The organism is Pseudomonas sp. MPFS (genome assembly GCF_022537035.1).
GTDB classification, from domain to species: domain Bacteria; phylum Pseudomonadota; class Gammaproteobacteria; order Pseudomonadales; family Pseudomonadaceae; genus Aquipseudomonas; species Aquipseudomonas sessilinigenes.
Genome location: NZ_CP066123.1, coordinates 3383540 through 3406345, shown reverse-complemented (window position 1 = coordinate 3406345; position 22806 = coordinate 3383540). Strand labels below are relative to the sequence as shown.

Here is a 22806-nt window from a genome sequence, read left to right as displayed (position 1 = left end):
GGTACAGAATGCCTTCCTGCAGCGGGGCCAGCGGGTAGATGTCCTGCACGTTGGAGGCGCCACCCGGTACGCTGTCGACAATCCGGTCAAGGCTGGCCTGGTCGAGGCTGACCAGTGTCAGCAGGTCCGGGGTAATGCGCGTGCACCCGGGCTGAATGCGGTTGGGCTCGACCGTCACTTCACGGCTGTGGCCAACGGCAGCGGCCAATGCTGCCAGGGTTGGCTGGTTGAACAGCACGCGCACGTCGGCCTGCAAGCCCGCCTGGCGCATGCGGCTGATCAGGCCGACCGCGAGCAACGAATGCCCGCCAAGTTCGAAGAAATGATCATGGCGGCCCACGCGCTCGACCTTGAGCACTTCGGCCCAAATCTGTGCGAGTGCGACTTCCACCTCACCCACCGGCGCCACGTAGTCACGGCTCAGTTGTGCGCTTTGATCCGGTTCCGGCAGCGCCTTGCGGTCCAGCTTGCCGTTGGCCGTCAGCGGCAGGTTGTCCAGGTGCATGTAGGCCGCCGGGACCATCGCGTCCGGCAATTGGGCTTGCAGGTAGCGGCGCAGCTGCTCGATATCCAGCGCCTGACGCGCGGTGAAGTACGCGATCAGACGTCCGTCGCGGGCAATCACCACAGCCTCGCGCACATCGGGATGTCCGCCCAGGCAGGTCTCGATTTCGCCGAGTTCGATCCGCACACCGCGGATTTTCACTTGGTCGTCGTTACGCCCCAGGTAGTCAAGGCGGCCGTCAGCCAACCAGCGCACCAGGTCGCCGGTGCGGTACATGCGCGCCTGCGGGTCGGCGCTGAAGGGGTCTTTCAGAAAGCGTTCGGCGGTCATTTGCGCACGGTTCAGGTAACCGCGGGCCACCCCGGCACCGCCCACATAGAGCTCACCGGCGACGCCCAGCGGCACCGGCTTGAGTTGTGCGTCGAGCACGTACACCTGGGCATTGGCCACCGGCTTGCCGATGTGCAGGGGCTGCCCGGCTTCGATCACGCCGGAGGTCGCTACAATCGTCGCTTCGGTCGGGCCGTAGTTGTTGACCAGGGTGAAGCGCTGCGCCTGGGTGAACTGGCGCAGGCGGTCGCCGCCGATCAACAGGGTCTTGAGGGTCGGGTGTTGCAGGTTCTGGCTGAAGGCGTATTCAGCCACCGGCGTAGGCAGGAAACTGACGTCCAGCGGCTGGGCCAGCCACCAGGTGAGCAGCGCATCGATGTCTTCGTTGCCCTGCGCCGCTGGTGGCAGATGCAAGGTGGCGCCCACGCACAGCGCCGGCCAGACTTCCCAGGCCATCGCGTCAAAACCAAATCCGGCGACGCTGGACGTGTGGCTGCCGGCGTTGAGGTTGAAGGCCTCGCAATGCCAGTTCACCAGGTTGTCGAGGGTCTGGTGCTCAACCATCACGCCCTTGGGCAAACCCGTGGAACCGGAGGTGTAGATCACATACGCCAGGTGTGCCGGGGTCAGGCCGGCAATCTGTGGGTTGGCGCGCGCGGGGCCTGCCAGCAACAGGCGGTCAAGTTCGAGTACCGGTACGCTCATCGCAGGCAAGCGCCCGGTCAGCCCCGGTTGCACCAGCACCACCACCGGAGCGCTGTCTTCGAGCAAGTAGCCGATGCGGTCCGGTGGATGGGCCGGGTCGACGGGTACGTAGGCCGCGCCGGCCTTGAGGATGGCGACCAGACCCACCAGGGTTTCCAGGCTGCGACGCGCACAGATCGCCACGCGATCGTCCGGCTGCACGCCCAGTTCGATCAGGCGATAAGCCAGGTGGTTGGCTTGCCGGTTCAGTTCGGCATAGCTCAGCGTCTGGCCCTCGTACACCACCGCGGGCGCCTCGGGGCTGCGTTCTGCCTGCTGTTCGATACGCTGGTGAATGGTCAAACCGCGTGGGTAGTCGGCATGGGTCTGGTTGAAACCTGCCAGCACCTGTTGGCGCTCGGCATCCGGCAACACCGACAGCAGGTTGACGGGAGCCTGCGGGTTTTGCTCCAGCGCCTGGATCAGATGGTCCAGGGCGGTATGCATGTAGCCGCAGAAGCGTTGTGCGCCCAGCACCGGCAAGGCCTGAACGGTAAAGGAAAAACCGTCGCTGTACTCATCGACGCTTAGGGTCAGCGGGTAGTTGGTGCGTTCTTCGGTATGGAAGAATTCGATGCCGCGCCAGGCCTTTTCGGCCTCGTCACTGGTGTGGGCCACCGTACTGTGACGGTAGTTGAGCAAGGCACTGAACAAGGGTTGCGGTGCGGCCACGCCACTGCAGCGTTGCGCCAGCACCAACGGTGCATGCTCGTGACCGAGCAATGCGGTCAGCCGTGCATGGGTGGCCTTGAGCGCCGCCTGGGCGCCTTGTTCAGCGATATCCACCCGCAGCGGCAAGGTATTGATGAGCATGCCCAGCGCGTGCTCGGCGCCCTCGCCTGCCTCCATGCGCCCCAGGAACACCGTGCCGAACACCACGCGCTGTTTGCCGGTGACGGCCGCCAGCACTTGCGCCCAGGCCAGGTGGCACAGGCTCGCGGTACTCACGCCCTGCTGACGGGCCTGTGCACGCAGGCGCAGGCCCAACGTCGGCGCGACGGCCAACACGGCCTCCTCCAGGGCATTGCCATCGCCCTGCACATCTGCCAGGCCGAACGGCAGTGTCGGCTCGTCCACCTCGCCGAGCATGTCGCGAAAGAACGCTTCGTGCTGTTGTTCAGTTACGCCCAGGCGCGCCTGCGCCACGTAATTGCGGTACGGCACCGGTTTGCCCAGTTGCGCGGCGTGGCCCAGCAGGTATTGCTGGATTTCATGCTGCACCACGGCCAGCGCGGCATGGTCGGAGATGATGTGATGCAACATCAGCAAGGCCAGCCAACGCCCATTCTGTGGGTCATGGGCATAGGCGATGCGGATCAGCGGTGCCTGGCTGATGTCGAGGCGAAAGTGCCGGGTGTCGAAACGCTGCTCCAGTTGCTGGCGAATATCACCGTCAGCCGGGTCCAGCACGAGCTCTTCAACCTGCAACTGGGCCTGGCGCAGCACGACTTGGTGGGGCTCGTCGAGCCCGTCCCAGATGACGGCGGTCCGAAAGCTGTCATGCCGGTCAATCACGCATTGCAGGGCCTGGCTGAAATCGTCCAGGCACTGGCGGTTATCCATGCCGATGACGCATTGCAGCACGTAGGGATCGCCCTGCTGCGCCGACAGGTGGTGGAACAGAATCCCCGATTGCAGCGGCGCCAGCGGGTAGATGTCCTGGATGTTGGCGGCCCCGCCGGGAATGTTCGCGACGATAAGGTCGATGGCCGCCTGGTCGAGTGTGGTCAGCGTCAGCATGTCCGGCGTGATCCGCGTGCAACCGGCGACGATGCGGTTGGCCGGAATGTCCACCTGCCCGGCGCGCTGTGCCGTGTACTGCCCGGCATTGATCAAGGCGATCAGCGCCGCCTTATGCTCACGCAGCGAGGCGAGCACACTCGGCTCCTTCAGTGCCTGCTTGTTGCCCTGTACGACGAGCTGGTCACCCTTGACGGAGAGCTGAACGTCTTTTTCTTTTAATGTCGCCAACAGTTCGAGAACACTCACAGGACCATCTCCATTCTTTCGGTAATTTCGGCGTATTCCCAGAGCGTGGGTTGCTCGAACAGCGCCTTGACGTTCGCATCGATGCCATCCTGGCGTAACCGCCCGATCAGGCTGACAGCCAGCAGTGAGTGGCCGCCCAGTTCAAAGAAGTTGTCGTGACGACCGACTTGCTCCACCTCGAGCAATTCGCACCAGAGCCGTGCCAGGGCGATTTCCGTCTCGCCCACCGGTGCCTCGTACTCGCGCACCAGCACCGACGTGCTGTCCGGGTCCGGCAGCGCCTGGCGATCCACCTTGCCGTTGGGGCTCAGGGGTAGCGCGTCCAGCAGCACATACGCCTGGGGCACCATGTAGCTCGGCAATTGCGCTTGGACCTGCGCTCGCAAGGCCTGGATGTCCAGGTTCGACGGCGCACGGCAATAAGCGATCAGACGCTCGTTGCGCACCAGCACCACCGCTTCGTCCACCTGGGCGTGGGCGACCAGGCACGCCTCGATTTCACCCAGTTCGATGCGCAAGCCGCGCAGCTTGATCTGGTCGTCGTTACGGCCCAGGTATTCCAGCGTGCCGTCGGCCAGGTAACGCACCAGGTCGCCGGTTTTGTACAAGCGCCCGCCCGGGTTGAACGGATCATCCAGGAAGCGTTCGGCGGTCAGGTCATCACGCCCCAGGTAGCCGCGAGCCACCCCGGCACCACCGATGTACAGCTCACCGGCAACCCCCAGCGGCAGCAGCTGCAGGTGCGCATCGAGGACATAGGCGCGGGCGTTGGCGATGGGTTTGCCGATTGGCACCGCATCGAGCGGGCCTGGGTCATTGAAGGTCCAGGACGTGCTGTCGATGGTCGCTTCCGTCGGCCCGTACAGGTTGACGATGCCGTGGGTGGTCAGTGCACGGGCCTGCATGGCCAACTGCGGGTCAAGGGCTTCACCGCCGCTGAACAGGTAGCGGCAGCGCACGCCCGTCTCGGGCAATTGCACCAGCAGGCGTAACAGGCTCGGCACGAACTGGGCAACACTCACGCCCTGCTCCACCAACGTATGCGCCATCTGCTCGACATCCCGCGAAGCTTCAGCCGGCAGCAAGACCAGCCGCGCGCCAATGGCCAACGGCGTCCAGATTTCCCAGACCGACGCGTCGAACGCCACCGAGGTCCGCTGCAGGAACCGGTCTGTACTATCGAAGCCAAAGGCGTGGGTTTGCCAGCTGATGTGGTTGACCAGCGAGCCGTGTTCCACCATCACGCCCTTGGGACGGCCGGTAGAGCCTGAGGTGAAGATCACATAGGCCAGGTCATGGGCCGTGGCCAGGGCGGGCGGATTGTCGAGCGGCTGCCCTGCCAAAGCGGCATCCGCCAGGTCAATCAGCGGCATGGCCGTATCGCCCAGCGCGCCACGGCTGGCGTCCTGCACCAGCACTGCCAGCGGCTGGCTGTCCTGCAGGGCGAACGCCAGGCGTTGCGCCGGGTATTCGGGGTCCAGCGGCACATAGGCAGCGCCGGATTTGAGGATGCCCAGCAAGCCGACAATCAGCTCCAGGCTGCGTGGCATGCAAATCGCCACGCAGCTATCGGCGCCTGCGCCAAGGCTGCGCAAATAATGGGCGACGCGGTTGGCCTGCTCGTTCAGGTCGCGGTAGCTCAACTGCTGGTCGCCCAGCACCACCGCAATCGCCGCCGGGGCCCGAGCGGCCTGGGCCTCGATCATCTGCACCACGGTGGTATCGCGTGGGTAATCGGCGTCGGTGGCGTTAAACCCGAGCAGGCTCTCGCGCTCGGCAGCAGGCAATACCGACAGCTGCGGCAAGGTCGTACCCGGCGCCGTTTCCAACGCATCCACCAGGCTGCACAACGCCGCCTGCATGTAAGCCACGACCCGCTCCGGATCCGCACCACACACCTGCGCCGTCAGCCGGAAACCATCACCCCTGTCGTCCACGCTCAAGGCCAATGGATAGTTGGTGCGCTCTTCCCCGGCCAGGGTTTCGATCCCCACCCAGGCGTCACGGGTTTCGTGCATGACGCCATCGCTGGCGCTGTGACGGTAGTTGAGCATCGCACTGAACAACGGTGAAGGCGCCACTACGCCGCTGCAACGCTGGGCCAGTGCCAGCGAGGCGTGCTCGTGCCCCAGCAGCGCCGACAAGCGGGCGTGAGTGGAACGCACCCCGGCACGTACGTCCTGGTGATCGAGGCTCACCCGCAACGGCAAGGTGTTGATGAACATGCCCAACGCACGGTCGGCGCCGTCGCCACCCTGCATGCGCCCCATCAGCACGGTGCCGAACACCACATCCGGTTTGCCCGAGGCAGCACTCAAGACCCGTGCATAAGCCAGGTGGAACAGGCTGGCGACGCTGACGCCCAGCGTCCGTGCGGCGGCGCGCAGGCGCAGGTTCAGGGCGGCGGGCACGTCTTGCCCGGTTTCCCTGACGGCATGACCGTCGCCTTGTACGTCCTGCAGGCCGAACGGCAGGGTCGGCTCATCGATATCGCCGAGCATCTCGCGGAAGAACGCCTCGTGCTCCTGCTCATCCGTGCCCAGGCGCACCTGGGCCACATAGTTGCGATACGGCATGGCCGGTGCCGGTGCGGCGGTTGATCCGGCCAGGCTGGCAGCGATTTCGCGGCTGACCACCTCCAGTGCCGTGTGATCCAGCGCCATGTGGTGGAACAACAGCACCGCCACCGTGCGCCCGTTGTGCTCATCCCGGGCGTAGGCCAGGCGCAGCAACGGCGCCTGGCTGACATCAACGCGGTAATGACGGGCATCAAAACGCGCGTGCAGTTGGCTCAGCACGTCGCCGTCAGCCGGGTCGAGGATCACCTCTTGCAGTGGCAACCGGGCGTTGCGCCACACCACTTGCGCCGGGGTGCCGAGATCCTCCCAGGCAATCGCGGTGCGCAGAATGTCGTGCCGGTCGATCACGCCCTGCAAGGCCTGGGCAAAACGTTGCAGACGTTCGACGCTGTCAAATGCCATTTGCGATTGCAGCAGGTACGGGTCGCCCTGCTCGGCGGTGATGTGGTGGTAGAGAATGCCCTCCTGCAAGGGCGCCAGCGCGTAGATATCCTGCACGTTGGCCACGCCGCCCGGTACCGTGGCGACGATGCGGTCGATGCTCGGTTGATCAAGGTTGATCAACGGCAACAACTGCGGGGTGATGCGGGTGCAATCCGGAGTAATCAGGTTGGCCGGCACGGCCACCTCGCGTCCGCTGCCAACCGCAGCCGCCAGCGCGGCGAGTGTCGGCTGGCTGAACAAGACCCGTACATCGGCGCTCAGGCTGGCCTGGCGCATCCGTTCGATCAGGCTCACCGCCAGCAACGAGTGGCCACCCAGTTCGAAGAAGTTGTCGTGGCGCCCTACTTGCTCGACCTTGAGCACATCGGCCCAGATCTGTGCCAACAGGGTTTCGATTTCCCCCTGGGGCGCCTCGTAGCCACGGCTGAGCAACGCGTCCTGATCGGGTACCGGCAAAGCCTTGCGGTCGACTTTGCCGTTGTTGGTCAGCGGCAGGCTGTCCAGACGTACGTAGGCGGCCGGGACCATGTAGTCCGGCAGCTGGTCGTGCAAATGGTCGCGCAGCGCTTCGATTTCCACTCGGCTGCGTTCAGTGAAGTAGGCCACCAGGCGCTTGTGCCCTGGCTCATCCTGACGAGCCAACACCACCACGTCCTTGACCTGGGGGTGTTCGCCCAGGCGCGTTTCGATCTCGCCCAGTTCGATACGGAAGCCGCGAATCTTCACCTGCTGGTCGTTACGCCCCAGGTACTGCAAGGTACCGTCGCCACGCCAGGCCACCAGGTCACCGGTGCGGTACATCAGGCCGCCGTCGTTGAACGGGTCGACCAGGAACGCGTGGGCCGTAAGGTCAGCACGGTTCAGATAACCCAGGGCCACACCCTGTCCGCCGATGTACAGCTCGCCGGCAACCCCCACCGGCACCGGCTGCTGACGGGCATCGAGCACGTAGGCGCGGCTGTTGCCGACTGGTTTGCCAATCGGAATGCTGCCCTCATCCGCCCGGGTGATCTCATGGGTGGTCGAGAAGGTGGTGGCTTCGGTCGGGCCATAGCCGTTGAGCAAGTGCTGCGGCGCGCCGTCCTTGAGTACGCGGGCGATCACGCTTGGGTCCAGCACATCGCCGCCGACAATCAGGTAGCGCAGTTGCGGGAATACCGGCAACAGGCCCTCGGCGTACTGATGGAACAAACCGGCGGTCATCCACAGCACGCTGATTGACTGCTCTTGCAGCAAGGTCGCAAAGGCCTCACGGGACAACAGCGTGTCCTGGTCAACCACCACTACCGCACCGCCATTGAGCAACGGTGCCCACACGTCGAGGGTACTGGCGTCGAACGCCGGGTTGGAGGCGAAGGCCACGCGGTCCTGCGGGTTGAACTCGGCATAACCGTTGTTGATCACCAGTCGCGTGATCGCCCGGTGTGGCACCAGCACGCCCTTCGGTGTACCGGTAGAACCGGAGGTGTACATGATGTAGGCCGCGGTTTCCGATGACTGCTCCAGGGCCGGGTTGTGTTCCGGCTGCTCGCCGAGATCAAGGGTATCCAGGTCCAGACGGTGGCCAGCCACCTCGGTCGCGCTGGTGGTCAACACCCAGCGGGCGCCGCTGTCTTCGATCATGAAGGCTTGGCGATCTGCCGGAGCATTAACGTCCAGCGGTACATATACCGCCGCGCACTTGCTGATTGCCAACTGCGCCACCAGCAAATCCAGGGAGCGCTCCAGCAGGATCGCCACCCGCTCACCCGGCGCTGCGCCGAGGCCCAGCAGGTGGTGGGCCAGTTGGTTGGCCCGCGCGTTCAGTTGCGTGTAGCTCATTGAAACCGCGCCCTGCACCGCCGCCACGGCGTGCGCACGCGCAACCACTTGAGCTTCAAACACGCCATGCACGGTCTGAGTCGATGGGAAGTCCGTCGCGGTGGCATTGAATGCCAGCAACACCTGATCACGCTCTGCCGTCGGCAGGATGCTCAAACCGTCGATCGGCGCATCCGGGGCCTGCTCCAGCGTCAGCACCAGTTGCTCCAGCGCGTTGTGCATGAACCGGCAAACACGCTGCGCGCCCACAGACGCCTGCGTCAGTACGTTGAGGCTGAAAGCATCGCCCAACTCATCAACGTTCAATGCCAGCGGATAGTTGGTGCGCTCCTCGCCGCCGAGCACCTCGATACCGTGCCAGCCTTCCAGGTTTTGTGTGTCGGTCGGCTGGCTATGCCGGTAGTTGAGCAGCGCACTGAACAACGGCGCGGGCGCCGCCACCCCGCTGCAACGCTGGGCCAGCGCCAGTGAGGCATGCTCATGCCCCAGCAACGCGCTCAGGCGTGAGTGAGTGGCTCGCACACTGGCGCGCGCACCTTGCCCGGCAAGGTCGATACGCAGCGGCAAGGTGTTGATGAACATGCCCAGGGCACGCTCGCTGCCCGCGCCGCCTTGCATGCGGCCCATCAGCACGGTGCCGAAGACCACCGTGTCCTGGCCCGAGACGGCCGCCAGCACTTGCGCCCATGCCAGATGGAACAGGCTCGCGGCGCTGACCCCCAGTTGCCGTGACTGCGCCCGCAGGCGCAGGGCCAATGCGGCATCTACCGCCAGCGAGTGTTCTTCGATGCCGCCGGCGTCGCTCTGTACGTCTTGCAGGCCGAAGGGCAACGTCGGTGCGTCGATATCGGCCAGTTGTTCGCGGAAGAACGCTTCATGGGCCTGCTCGCTGACGCCCAGGCGCGCCTGGGCCACATAGTTGCGATAGGGCACCGGCTCGCCGAGGGTTTGCTGGCTGCCCGACAGGCTCGCCTGCACCTCGTGGCGCACCACGTCCATGGCCGTGTGGTCCAGGGCCAGGTGATGGAACAGCAAGATCGCTGCGATCCGCTGGTTCGCCGGGTCTTGGGCGTAAACCAGTTGCATCAGTGGCGCCTGGCTCACATCCAGACGCGTGCGCCGGGCATCAAAGCGCTCGTGCAGCTGGCTCAGCACATCCCCGTCGGCCACATTCAGGGCAATGGCCCGCACCGCCAGCCTGGCGCTGCGCCACACCACTTGCATCGGCGTGTCCAGGCCTTCCCAGACGATGCTGGTACGCAGGATATCGTGACGGTCCACCACCGCCTGCAACGCTTGGGCAAACGCATCCAGACGGCCTTTATCGGCAAAGCTGAAACGCGCCTGCAACAGGTAGGGGTCGCCTTGCGCAGCACTCAGGTGGTGATAAAGGATGCCTTCCTGCAACGGCGCCAGTGCGTAGATATCCTGCACATTGGCCACGCCGCCCGGCACGGTGGCGACAATCCGGTTGATGCTCGCCTGGTCAAGGTTCGCCAACGGTAAATGGGCGGGGGTGATCCGGGTGCAGTCAGCACTGATCAGGTTGGCCGGTACCTGTACTTCATCGGCGTTGCCCAGCTCCCTCGCCAGGCCCGCCAGTGTCGGTTGGCTGAACAGGTTGCGCACGTCGGCTTTCAACCCGGCCTGGCGCATGCGCCCGATCAGGTTGACGGCCAGCAAGGAGTGCCCGCCCAGCTCAAAGAAGTTGTCATGGCGACCGACACGCTCGACCTGAAGCACCTCGGCCCACAGCGCAGCCAGGGCGACTTCCACCTCGCCTTCAGGCGCCTGATAAGCCTGGCTGAGCACGGCCGATTGATCCGGCTCCGGCAAGGCCTTGCGGTCGAGCTTGCCGTTGGCCGTCAAAGGCAGGTTGTCGAGCCGCACATAGGCGGCCGGTACCATAGCGTCGGGCAGCCGGGCTTGCAGCCAGTCGCGCAGGCTGTCGAGGTCGAGCGCCTGGTACTCGGTGAAGTACGCCACGAGGCGGCCATCCCGGGCCACAACCACGCCTTCGCGCACATCCGGGTGCTCGCCCAGGCAGGTTTCGATCTCGCCCAGCTCAATGCGCACACCGCGAATTTTCACCTGGTCATCGTTGCGGCCCAGGTAGTCGAGCGTGCCGTCTTCCAGCCAACGGGCCAGGTCACCGGTGCGATACAGGCGCGCATCGGGGGCGTGGCTGAACGGGTCCTGGATAAAACGCTCGGCGGTCATCTGGGGGCGGTTGAGGTAACCGCGCGCCACACCGGCACCGCCGACATACAACTCGCCCGTGAGGCCCCGCGCAACCGGTTGCAGGTGCTCATCCAGCACATACACCTGAGTGTTGGCGATCGGCCGGCCGATATGCAGTGTCCGGCCCGCGTCTATCCGCCCGGAAGTCGCCACTACCGTGGCTTCGGTCGGGCCATAGTTGTTGACCAGGGTAAAACGCTGCGGCGTGCTGAAGTGACGCAGACGATCACCGCCGACCAGCAGGGTTTTCAGGGTCGGGTGTCCAAGGTGCTGGCTCAAAGCGTATTCAGCCACGGGCGTGGGCAGGAAACTGACGTCCAGCGGCTGCGCGGCCCACCATGACAGCAATGCATCGATGTCCTCGTGGGCCTGTTGTGCCGGTGGCAAGTGCAGGGTGGCGCCCACGCACAGGGCCGGCCAGATTTCCCAGGCCATGGCGTCAAAGCCGAAACCGGCGACACTGGAGGTATGGCTGCCGGCGTGCAGGTCGAACGCGTCGCAGTGCCAGTTCACCAGGTTTTCCAGGGTGCGATGTTCAACCATCACGCCCTTGGGCAAACCGGTGGAGCCGGAGGTGTAGATCACATAAGCCAGGTTCGTCGGGGTCAAACCGGCCACGCTCGGGTTGCTGGTCGGCTGGTGGTGCCACTGATCGCCGTCCAGCGCGATCACCGGCCTGTCGGTGTCGTCCAACAAGTCGCGGGTGCCTGACTGGGCCAGAACCACCTGCGGGGCACTGTCCTGCAACAGGTAACTGATGCGTTCCTGCGGGTGGGCCGGGTCGATAGGTACGTAAGCCGCACCGGCCTTGAGGATCGCCAGCAGGCCCACCAGTGTTTCGAGGCTGCGACGGGCGCAGATGGCGACCCGATCGTCCGGGCTCACGCCGTGTTCGAGCAGGCTGTGCGCCAATTGATTGGCACGTCTGTCGAGCTGACGGTACGTCAGTTGAGCATCGCCCTGGCGCACGGCAATGGCCTCGGGCTGCTGCACGGCGCGGGCTTCGAACAGCGCGTGAATGGTCTGGCCAACCGGGTATTGCCTGGCACTGGCGTTCAGGTCCTGCAGCACCCGCTGGCGCTCGCGGGCCGAGAGGATCGGCAACTGATTCACCGCTACCTGAGGCGTGTGTTCCAGCGCTGTCACCAGGTTCGCCAGGGCCGTGTGCATAAAGTCGCAAATACGCTCTGCACCGATCTCGTCCACGGCCAGGGCGACCAGGCTGAAGTCATCACCCAAGTCGTCCACGCTGAGGGTCAGCGGGTAGTTGGTACGCTCCTGGGCGGCGAAGAACTCGATGCCTTGCCACGCCCGCTCATCCTGTTGCACCGCGGCAATGGCGCTGTGTCGGTAGTTGAGCAGTGCGCTGAACAGCGGTTGTGGCGCCGCCACCGCGCTGCAACGCTGGGCCAGTGCCAGTGGCGCATGCTCATGGCTCAACAGCGCGGTGAGACGGCCATGGGTCGCCTGCGCCGCAGCGTGCACGCCCTCGGAGCCGACGTCGACGCGCAGAGGCAAGGTATTGATAAACAAGCCCAGGGCCTGTTCAGCCCCCTCGCCACCTTGCAGGCGACCGAGCAGTACCGTACCGAACACGGCGTTGTCGCTGCTGCACACCGCGCCCAGTACCCGGGCCCACGCCAGGTGGAACAGGCTGGCCGCACTCACCCCCAATTGGCGGGCTTGCCTGCGCAGACGCTGGCTCAGCTCGGCCTCGAGCGGCAAGGCCGACTCGCGCAGTTGGCTGCCATTACCCTGCACATCGCGAACGCCAAACGGCAGCGTCGGCTCGACGATATCGCCCAGCAAGTCGCGGAAGAACGCCTCATGCTCCGCCTCGCTGACACCCAAGCGGGCCTGCGCCACGTAGTTGCGATAAGGCTGTGCCTCGGCCAACGGCGCGGCCTGCCCTTGCAGGTACCCCTGCACTTCCTGGCGCAGCAGCTCCAGTGCCGTATGGTCCATGATCATATGGTGGAACATCAGCACCGCCAGCCAGCGATCGTTCTGCGGGTCGGCAGCGCAAGCGATGCGGATCAGCGGCGCCTCACTGAGGTCCAGGCGGTGATGGCGGGTGTCGAAACGCGCCCGCAACTGCTCCTCGATGGCCCCCTGCGCCGGGTCCAGCGTCAACGTTTGCACCACCAATCGGGCTTCGCGCAGTACCACTTGCAGCGGCTCGGCGAAACCGTCCCAAAGCACGGCGGTACGCAAGGCATCGTGGCGGTCGATCACCCGTTGCAAGCCCTGGCTGAAGGCATCCAGGCGTTCGCGGCTGCTCAGGCCAATCATGGCCTGCAGCACGTACGGATCGCCCTCGGCAGACTGCAAGTGATGGAACAGGATGCCCGCCTGCAAGGGGGCCAGCGGGTAAATATCTTGCACATTGGCCACGCCACCCGGTACCTGCTCGACGATGCGGTCAAGGGTGGGTTGGTCGAGCGCCACCAGCGGCACCAGGTCGGGGGTAATGCGTTGGCAATCGGCGCCGATGCGGTTCGCCGGCACCATCACGTGGCTTCGCGCACTGCCCATAGAGGCTGCGAGCGCAGCCAGCGTCGGCTGGCCGAACAACGCCCGCACATCGGTATTCAGGCCCTTCTGGCGCATGCGCCCGATCAGGCTGACCGCCAGCAGTGAGTGGCCGCCCAGTTCAAAGAAGTTGTCGTGCCGCCCTACCCGCTCCACGTTCAGCAGTTCGGCCCAGAGCTGGGCCAGGGCGATTTCGGTGTCACCTTGCGGCGCCTCGTATTCATGGGTGCGCAGCGCGGCCATGTCCGGGGCCGGCAGCGCCTTGCGGTCCAGCTTGCCGTTGGGGCTCAGCGGGAACGCGTCCAGGTGCACAAACACCTGCGGCACCATGAACTCCGGCAGTTGCGCAAGCAGGTGGGTGCGCAGCTCGTCAGTGGCCGCCGGCGCGCCGGTGTAGTACGCCACCAGGCGCTTGTCGCCCGGCACGTCTTCGCGGGCCAGCACCGTGGCCTCCAGAATCTGCGGGAATTCGCCCAGGCGTGCCTGGATTTCCCCCAGCTCGATACGCAAGCCACGGATCTTGACCTGATCGTCGTTACGCCCCAGGTATTCGATATTGCCGTCCGCCAGGAAACGCCCGACGTCACCGGTGCGGTACAGACGGCCTTCGCTGAACGGGTCTTTGAGGAAGCGTTCGGCCGTCAGGTCCGGGCGGTTCAGGTAGCCACGGGCGACCTGCACGCCACCGATGTACAGCTCGCCGCTGACGCCCAGCGGTACCGGCTGCATGTGCGGGTCGAGTACGTACATACGGGTGTTGGCGATGGCCTTGCCGATCGGGGTGTTGTCCGGGGCCAGCGCGGCGTTGCAATCCCAGGCCGTGACGTCCACTGCCGCTTCGGTCGGGCCATACAGGTTGAACAGCTGGCTGCCCGGCAGTTGCTGCTTGAAGCGCCGCACCACGCTGCCCGGCAGCGCCTCGCCGCTGCACATTACCCGCACCAGCCCGGCCGCCTGGCTGACATCGCCATGGGCCAGGAACACGTCAAGCATCGACGGCACAAAGTGCAAGGTGGTGACCTGCTCGGCCTCGATGATATCGCACAGGTATTGCGGGTCTTTGTGTCCGCCAGGGCGCGCCATGACCAGGCGCGCACCGGTGAACAGCGGCCAGAAGAACTCCCACACCGACACGTCGAAACTGAACGGGGTTTTCTGCAGCACGGTGTCGTCGGCACCGAGGCCGTACTCTTCCTGCATCCACAGCAGGCGGTTGACCACCGCGCTGTGTTCGTTGATCACGCCCTTGGGCTTGCCGGTGGAACCGGAGGTGTAGATCACGTAAGCCGCATGCTGCGGGTTCAACGCGGCAACCGACGGGTTGCTTGACGGCAGGTGCTGCCAGGTGGCGTGATCGAGGTTCACCACCGGTACGCCGATGTCACCCAGCAAGTTACGGGTGGCGGTTTGCACCAGCACCACAGCCGGGGCGCTGTCTTCAAGCATGTAGGCCAGGCGATCCTGCGGATAGGCCGGGTCCAGCGGCACATACGCGCCGCCAGCCTTGAGGATCGCCAGCAGGCCGACCACCATGTCGGCGCTGCGCTCGACACAAATCGCCACCGGCGAATCCGGCTGCACGCCGTGCGCCTGCAGGTGATGGGCCAGGCGGTTGGCCTGGGCGTTCAACTCGCGGTAGCTCAGGCGCTGGCCGTCGGCCAACACGGCAATGGCCTCGGGGGTGCGTTCAACCTGGGCTTCGAACAGGCCGTGCAGGGTCTGTTGCAGTGGGTAATCGCGGGCGGTGGCATTGAACGCCACCAACAGGGTTTCACGCTCGGCATCGGGCAATACCGGCAGGTGCTGCACGGCGGTATTCGGTGCGTTTTCCAACGCTTGGACCAGGCTGTGCAAGGCGGTTTGCATGTAAGCCGCTACACGGGCAGCGTCCACGCCCGTGGCCTGTACGCCCAGCTGGAAGCCTTCGCCCTGGTCATCCACCGAGAGCATGCACGGGTAGTTGGTGCGTTCACGCACTTCGAACACTTCGGTACCGGCCCAGTACTGCGGCCCTTCGCTTTCCAGCAATGGGCTGTGGCGGTAATTGAGGATCGAACTGAACAGCGGCGACGTCGCCGGTACGCCGCTGCAACGTTGCGCCACCACCAGCGGCGCATGCTCGTGACCGAGCAAGGCGGTCAGCCGCCCATGGGTGGCCCGCACCGCTGCACGCACACCGGCTGCGCCGGCATCCACGCGCAATGGCAAGGTATTGATGAACAGGCCCAGGGCGCGGTCGGCGCCATCGCCGCTCTGCATGCGGCCCAGCAGCACCGTGCCGAATACCACGTCGTCCCGTGCGCTGACGCTGGCCAGCACGCGGCCCCAGGCCAGGTGGTGCAGGCTGGCGGCGCTGACGCCGAGGTGACGGGCCTGGGCCCGCAGGCGGCGGCACAGGTCCGGGTCCAGGTTCAGGCGCGCTTCCTTGACACCCAGGCCATCGCCCTGCACTTCTTGCAAACCGAACGGCAACGTTGGCTCGTCAACATCGCCCAGCATCTCGCGGAAGAACGCTTCATGCTGCGCCTGGCTGACGCCCAGCAGGGCCTGGGCCACGTAGTTCCGGTACGGCATGGCCGCGCCCAACTGCGCAAACTCGCCGTTGCGAAAAGCCTGGACTTCTTCGCTGATGACATCCAGGGCCGTGTGGTCCATGGCGATGTGATGGAACAACAACAGGGCCAGCCAACGCTGATTGGCTTCATCATGGGTGAAGGCCAGGTGCATCAGCGGTGCGCGGCCCAGGTCAAGACGCGTGAGGCGCGGGTCGAAATGCGCGCGCAACTGCTCCAGCACGCTGCCTTGGGCGGTATCGAAATGCAGCTCTTCAAGGGCCAGTTCAGCGTGGCGCAGCACCACTTGCACAGGGCGTTCCAGGCCCTCCCACAACAATGCAGTGCGGGTGATGTCGTGACGTTCGACAACCGCTTGCAGGGCCTGGGCAAAGGTGTCGAGCTGCTCGCGACTGCCCAGGGTAAATGTGGCTTGCAGCAGGTACGGGTCGCCCTGCTCGGCGGTGATGTGGTGGTAGAGAATACCCTGCTGCAAAGGTGCCAGCGGGTAGATGTCTTGCACGTTGCGCGCACCACCGGGCACCCGCGCGACAATCCGCTCGAGCTCGTCCTGGCTCAGCTCGATCAGCGTCAGCATGTCGGCGCGCAACTGCGTACAGTCCGCCGGAATGCGGTTGGCCGGCACCTGGATTTCACTGCCGCCGCCCACCGCAGCCGCTAGTGCTACCAGGGTCGGTTGGCCGAACAGCACGCGCACGTCGGCGCTCATGCCCAACTGGCGCATGCGCTCGATCAGCTTGACCGCCAGCAACGAGTGGCCACCGAGTTCGAAGAAATTGTCATGGCGGCCCACACGGGCGACGCCCAGCACCTGGGCCCAGAGGTCGGCCAGGGCCGTTTCAGTGGCGCCTTGAGGGGCCGCGTACTCACGGCTGGCAAACGCCTCGACCTCCGGCACCGGCAACGCACGACGGTCCAGCTTGCCGTTGGGCGACAGCGGCAACCGGTCCATCTGTACATAGGCGGCCGGGATCATATAGTCGGGCAGCAGTGCCTGCAGGTGCGCACGCAGCTCATCAATGCCCGGCGATGCGCGTTCGGCCTCGGCCGTAAAGTAGGCAACCAGGCGCTTGTCACCCGGGCTGTCCTCACGCACCAGCACCGCGGCATCGCGAATGCCGGCGTACTGGGCCAGGCGCGCTTCAATTTCGCCCAGCTCCACACGAAAGCCGCGGATCTTGATCTGGCCGTCGTTGCGGCCCAGGTAATCAATTTCACCATTGGGCTGGTAGCGCCCCAGGTCACCGGTTTTGTACAGGCGCCCGCCCGCCACGAACGGGTCGGCCAGGAAGCGCTCGGCCGTGAGGTCATCACGGTGCAAATAACCGCGCGCCACACAGACGCCGCCGATGTAGATTTCGCCGGCCACGCCCAGTGGTACAGGCTGCAGCTGTTCATCCAACAGGTAGATTCGGGTGTTGGCCACCGGCACGCCAATGGACGGCAGCACCGGCCATGAGGCGGCATCGCCGTCCAGGGTCAGGGCCGTGGTCACGTGGGATTCGGTCGGGCCATAGTGGTTGTGCAGGCGGCAACCCGGCAGACGCTGGAACAACGCACGCATCTGCGCGCTGATGCGCAGCTGCTCACCCGCGGTGATGACATCGCTCAGTGCACAGGCCAGAGCGCCCAGTTCCGGCTCATCGGCCACCGCTTCTGCCAGCGCCTGCAAGGCGATGCACGGCAGGTACAAACGCTGGATGCGCTGCTCGCAGATATGACGGAACAGCTGGCGGAAGTTAAGCCGTACATCACCATGGATCAACGACAGTTCACCCCCGGCACACAGGGTGCTGAAGACTTCCTGGAATGCCACGTCAAAACCCAGTGCCGCAAACTGCAACGTGCGCTGAGCCTCGCGGCCATCCGCCACGGTCTGCGCGATCTGCCACTGCATGAGGTTGACCAGCGGCCCGTGGGGCATGGCCACGCCCTTGGGCTGGCCGGTGGAGCCGGAGGTGTAGATCACATACGCCAGGGCGTCAGCCTGCAGGCCTTGCACCAGTGGGTTGTGCGCAGGTTGTGCGGCGATGCCGGCCGGGTTGTCCAGGCACAAGGTGGGCACACCCGCCGCGCCGAAACGCGGCATGAGGGATTGCTGGGTCAAGAGCGCCTTGGGCGCGCTGTCGTGGAGCATGTAGGCCAGGCGTTCGTCCGGATAGGCCGGGTCCAGCGGCACGTAGCCCGCGCCCGCCTTGAGAATCGCCAGCAACCCGGCAACCATTTCCAGGCCGCGTTCGGCACAGATCGCCACACGATCATTCACACCGATGCCATCAGCGACCAGGCGATGGGCAATGCGGTTGGCCAGGCTGTTCAATTGGCCGTAGCTCAAGGCCTGCCCTTCGTACGTCACCGCAATGGCGTCAGGCTGGCGCAGCGCCTGGGCCTCGAACAGCGCATGCACGGTGGCCGTGGCCGGGTACTGGGTGTCGAAGGCGTTGAAGTCGCCCAGCAGGTGTTGCCGTTCGGCATCGGGCAACAACGCCAGGCTGTGCAGGGTTTGCTCCGGCTGGTGCTCGAGCGCGTCGGCAATGGCTTCCAGCACGCGGTGCATGTAACCGCACACGCGTTGCGGGTCGACACCCGCCACCGCCTGCACGCTCAGGCCAAACGAGTCGCCGAGGTCGTCCACCGACAGCATCAGCGGGAAATTGGTGCGTTCTTCACCGCCGAGCATTTCCACGCCCGCCCACTTCAAGGCTTTGCCCGCATCTTCGGCCGACTGCGCGCCGACTGCCGCGTGCCGGTAGTTGAGCAAGGCGCTGAACAACGGTGTAGGCGCGGCCACACCGCTGCAACGCTGGGCCAGGGACAACGGCGCGTGTTCGTGGCCGAGCAAGGCAGCCAGGCGCGCGTGGGTGGTTTTCAGCGCGTCTTCCACGCCCTGACCGCCCGCCTCGACGCGCAACGGCAAGGTGTTGATGAACATGCCAAAGGCGCGGTCGGCGTCTTCGCCACTGCTCAAGCGGCCCATCAATACCGTGCCGAACACCACGTCGCGGCGACCGGACAAGTGCCCCACCACCTGGCCCCAGGCCAAATGATGCAGGCTGGCGTTACTGACCCCCAGGCGCCGTGCCTGGGCGCGCAGGCGCTGGCCCAGTTGCGCGGCCACCGGCAAGTTGGCCTGCTGGATACCCTGGCCATCGCCCTGCACGTCTTGAAGCCCGAACGGCAGGCTCGGTTCATCGACGTCGCCGAGCATCTGGCGGAAAAACGCTTCATGGGCGGCCTGGCTGATGCCCAGCCGGGTCTGCGCCACATAATTGCGGTAGGGCACCGAAGGCGCCAACTGGTCAGCACGCCCCTGCAGGCAGGCTTCGATTTCCGCGCCAAGCAGCGCCAGCGAGGTGGCATCGTCGATCAGGTGGTGGAACTGCAGCACCGCGACACAGCCCTCACCGCCCGGTTCCTGGGCGAAATGCAACGCCATCATGGGCGCACGGGTCAGGTCCATGCGTGTGTGACGCGGGTTGAAGCGTTGGGTGAGCTGCGTGGCCAGATCTTCGGCCGAAGGCGCCAGTTGCACCTCCTGCACCGGCAGGCGGGCTTCACGCCAGACCACTTGCACCGGCTCGTCCAGGCCTTGCCAGGCGACCGACGTGCGCAGTATGTCGTGACGGGCGATCACCTGTTGCAGGGCTTCGACGAAATCCACAAGGCGTTCGCGGCTCTCCATGCGCAGCAGCGCTTGCAGCAGATAGGGGTCGCCCTCGGTGCTGGTCTGGTGGTGGAACAGAATGCCTTCCTGCAACGGCACCAGTGCGTAGATGTCCTGCACGTTGGCCACGCCGCCGGGAATGCCGGCGACCAGGGTGTCGATTTGAGCCTGGGGCAGCCGGACCAGCGGCAGCATGTCCGGGGTGATGCGTTGGCAGTCGCGCGCAATGGCATTGACGGGCACCTGCACCTGGTGCCGGTTGCCGGCGGCCGCCGCCAGTGCGACCAGGGTCGGCTGACCGAACAGCACGCCCACATCGGCGTTAAGGCCGACCTGGCGCATGCGCTCGATCAACTTCACCGCCAGCAGCGAGTGGCCGCCCAGCTCAAAGAACTGGTCGTGGCGGCCCACCTGCTCGACCCCGAGCAACTCGCTCCAAAGCCCCGCCAAGGTAGTTTCCAGCGCGCCCTGTGGGGCCTGATATTCACGCCGCGCAAACGCTTCGGCATCCGGTGCCGGCAACGCCCTGCGATCCAGCTTGCCGTTGGTGGTCAGCGGGAAGCTGTCCAGCGTTACGAAGGCGTTGGGCACCATGTAATCGGCCAGGGACACCAACAACTGCGTGCGCAACGCGGCGGCTGAAGGCTGGGCACCCTCGGCGGCAATCAGGTAGGCCACCAGGCGTTTATCACCCGGCTCGTCTTCACGCACGACCACCACCGCTTCACGCACGCCGTCGCAGGCCGCCAGACGGGCTTCGATTTCACCCAGTTCAATACGGAAACCCCGGATCTTGACCTGGTCGTCGTTACGCCCCAAATAGTCGATGCTGCCATCCGCCTGCCACCGCCCCAGGTCGCCGGTGCGGTACATACGCGCACCGGGCGTGGGGTCGAAGGGGTCATGCACAAAGCGCTCGGCGTTGAGTTCAGGGCGGTTCAGGTAGCCACGGGCCACGCCCGCACCGCCCACGTACAGCTCCCCTTCGACACCGTGGGGCACCGGCCGGCCCTGGGCGTCGAGGACGTACAGGCGCAAGTCCGGAATACGCCCGCCGATGGGGCTGGTACCGACCAATTGCGCATCCGCTGCTTCCAACGCCCGGTACGTCACGTGCACGGTGGTTTCAGTGATGCCGTACATGTTCACCAGTTGCGTGCCGCCGTTGGCCATGCGCGCATACCAGGGCTTGAGAATCGCAGGCTCCAGGGCTTCGCCACCAAAAATCACCTGGCGCAGGGAGTGCTTCAAGGCACTCTGGCCCTGCGCGGCGATCAACGAGCGAAAGGCGCTCGGCGTCTGGTTGAGGATGGTGACGCCCGCGCTGCACAGCAGCGCGTAGCATTCGTCCGGCGAGCGGCTGGTGACTTGCGGCACCACCAGCAATTGGCCGCCGTGAATCAGCGCCCCCCAGATTTCCCACACGGAGAAATCGAAGGCGAACGAGTGGAACAAGGCCCACACGTCCTGATCGTTGAAACTGAACCAGGCATCGGTGGCGGTAAAGAGCCGCGTGACGTTACCGTGTTCGATCATCACGCCTTTGGGCAAACCGGTAGAGCCTGAGGTGTAAATCACATAGGCCAGGCTGGCTGCGGTGAGGCCTGCAACGTGCGGGTCCTGTATCGATTCCTGGTGCAGGCTCGTCGCGTCCAGATCAATCACCGGCACCGTAAGTTCGGCCACCAGTGCCTGGGTCGCCGCCTGCACCAGCACCGCCACCGGTGCGCTGTCCTGCAAGGTGTAACTGATGCGTTCCTGGGGATACGCCGGGTCGATCGGCACATAACCGGCGCCGGCCTTGAGGATGCCCAGCAGCCCGACGATCATTTCCAGGCCGCGCTCAACGCAGATCGCCACCCGGTCATCCGGGCGCACACCCAGGCTTAACAGGCGGTGGGCCACCCGGTTCGCGCGATGGTTCAATTCGGCGTAGCTCAAGCGCTGCTCGTGGAAAACCACGGCGGTCGCATCGGGTCGAGAAGCCGCCTGGGCTTCAAACAACCCATGCAGGGTGGCATCGCTGGCCGGCGTACTGGAGCCGGCGTTCCACTGTTGCAACAGCGCGCGATCGCGCTCGGTGGTCAGCGAGAAGTCATTCACCGCCAGCGCGGCATTCTCCAGCGCTTGCTCCAGCACGTAGGTGAAGCGCTCCGCCAGGCATTCGATTTCCTCGGCATTGAAATACGCTTCGTTATAGACGTAGTGGGCCCATGCCTTGTCTTTCAGGTTGCTCGCACGCAGGTGAAAAGCCAGAGGCATCTGCTCGTGGCTGTTGGTGACCTTGACCGAGTCGCCCAGCCCTTGCGCGAACTGGTACAGATGGTCGTCCTGTTCGTAGGACAAGGTCACATCGAACAGCTGCCCGCTTTCGTTGCGCAGGTTCAAGCCACTCAAGGGGAAACGCTGGTGCCGGTAATCCTGCTTGAGCCCGTCGCGCACGGCACAGATCACCTCGCCAAAAGTCAGCTCGCGACCGAGGCTGAAGCGCACCGCGCTGACCTGGGTAAACATGCCAACGGTGCCTTTGAACTTGCCCGTACGGTTGAGCAAGGGCAGGCCCACCACCCATTCATCGCGCTGCGTCACGCGGGTGAAATAGACATACATGGCAGCCAGCAGCACATGGTAGGTCGAGGCCTGGAAGTCTTTGGCCAGCTCTCCCATGCGCTCATGTAAAGCCACCGGGAACGGCCGTGCGTAATGTCGACCCGGGGCCTTGCCCTTGGCGAATTGGTTGTGATGGCGCGCCGTGAACAGCGGCTCCGGCAGGCTCTGGTACTTCGCCTGCCAGTATTCACGGTCCTTGGCATAGCGCGCCGACTCACGGTAGCGCAGGTCGTCGTGGATGAAGTCCACGTAAGACGTGGCTTCCATATCCGGCTGCCGCGCTTCGAGCAGGTCACTGTACAGCGCGCCAAGCGATTGCAGCATCTCACCGAAGGCCCAGCCATCGAGGATGATGTGGTGGGCCTGGTTGATCGACCAGTAATGGGTGTCGGCTAGTTTGATCAGGAAAAACCGGCACAGCGGCGCCTCGGTCATGGGGAATGACCGCGCCATGTGCTCTTCAACGAAGGCCATGGCCGTGCTGACGGGATCGGCCTGGGTGGAGAAATCCAGAAATGGCACATCGACCTTGATCGCCGGCACGAACGCCTGCAACGGCACGCCATCGGCATCCGTCTCGTCAACCAGGGTGAGGCGCAGGGCATCGTGCTTGTCCACCATCAACTGCACGGCACGCTGCATCACTTCGGGGACGATCGGCCCCTGGATTTCCAGGTAGTTGCCGATGTTGTACAGCGGCGAATCACCCTGGCTGATCTGATCGAGCCAGATGGCTTTTTGCGCGGCGGTCAGCGGGAAGGTTTGAGGCTTCAT

Annotated in this window: 2 protein-coding genes (1 of these 2 running past the window's edge); both read right to left on the bottom strand. The window is 65.0% G+C overall.

Going from position 1 to position 22806, the window contains the following annotated elements; translation table 11 throughout:
- Positions 1-3568, bottom strand: the 5' portion of a protein-coding gene (locus I9018_RS15735; RefSeq protein WP_277398108.1) for a non-ribosomal peptide synthetase. It extends 15830 nt beyond the left edge of the window; the window shows 3568 of its 19398 coding nt (coding positions 1-3568); its start codon is at positions 3566-3568; its stop codon lies off the left edge, out of view.
- Positions 3565-22806 (bottom strand): non-ribosomal peptide synthetase, encoded by a 19242-nt coding sequence (locus I9018_RS15730; protein ID WP_241110050.1) that lies wholly within the window; start codon positions 22804-22806, stop codon positions 3565-3567. Before I9018_RS15730 ends, I9018_RS15735 begins: the two co-directional genes overlap by 4 nt.

Excerpts from the sequence above, each read along its gene's own strand:
- I9018_RS15730 (WP_241110050.1), bottom strand. The coding sequence starts at position 22,806 with ATGAAGCCTCAAACCTTCCCGCTGACCGCCGCGCAAAAAGCCATCTGG.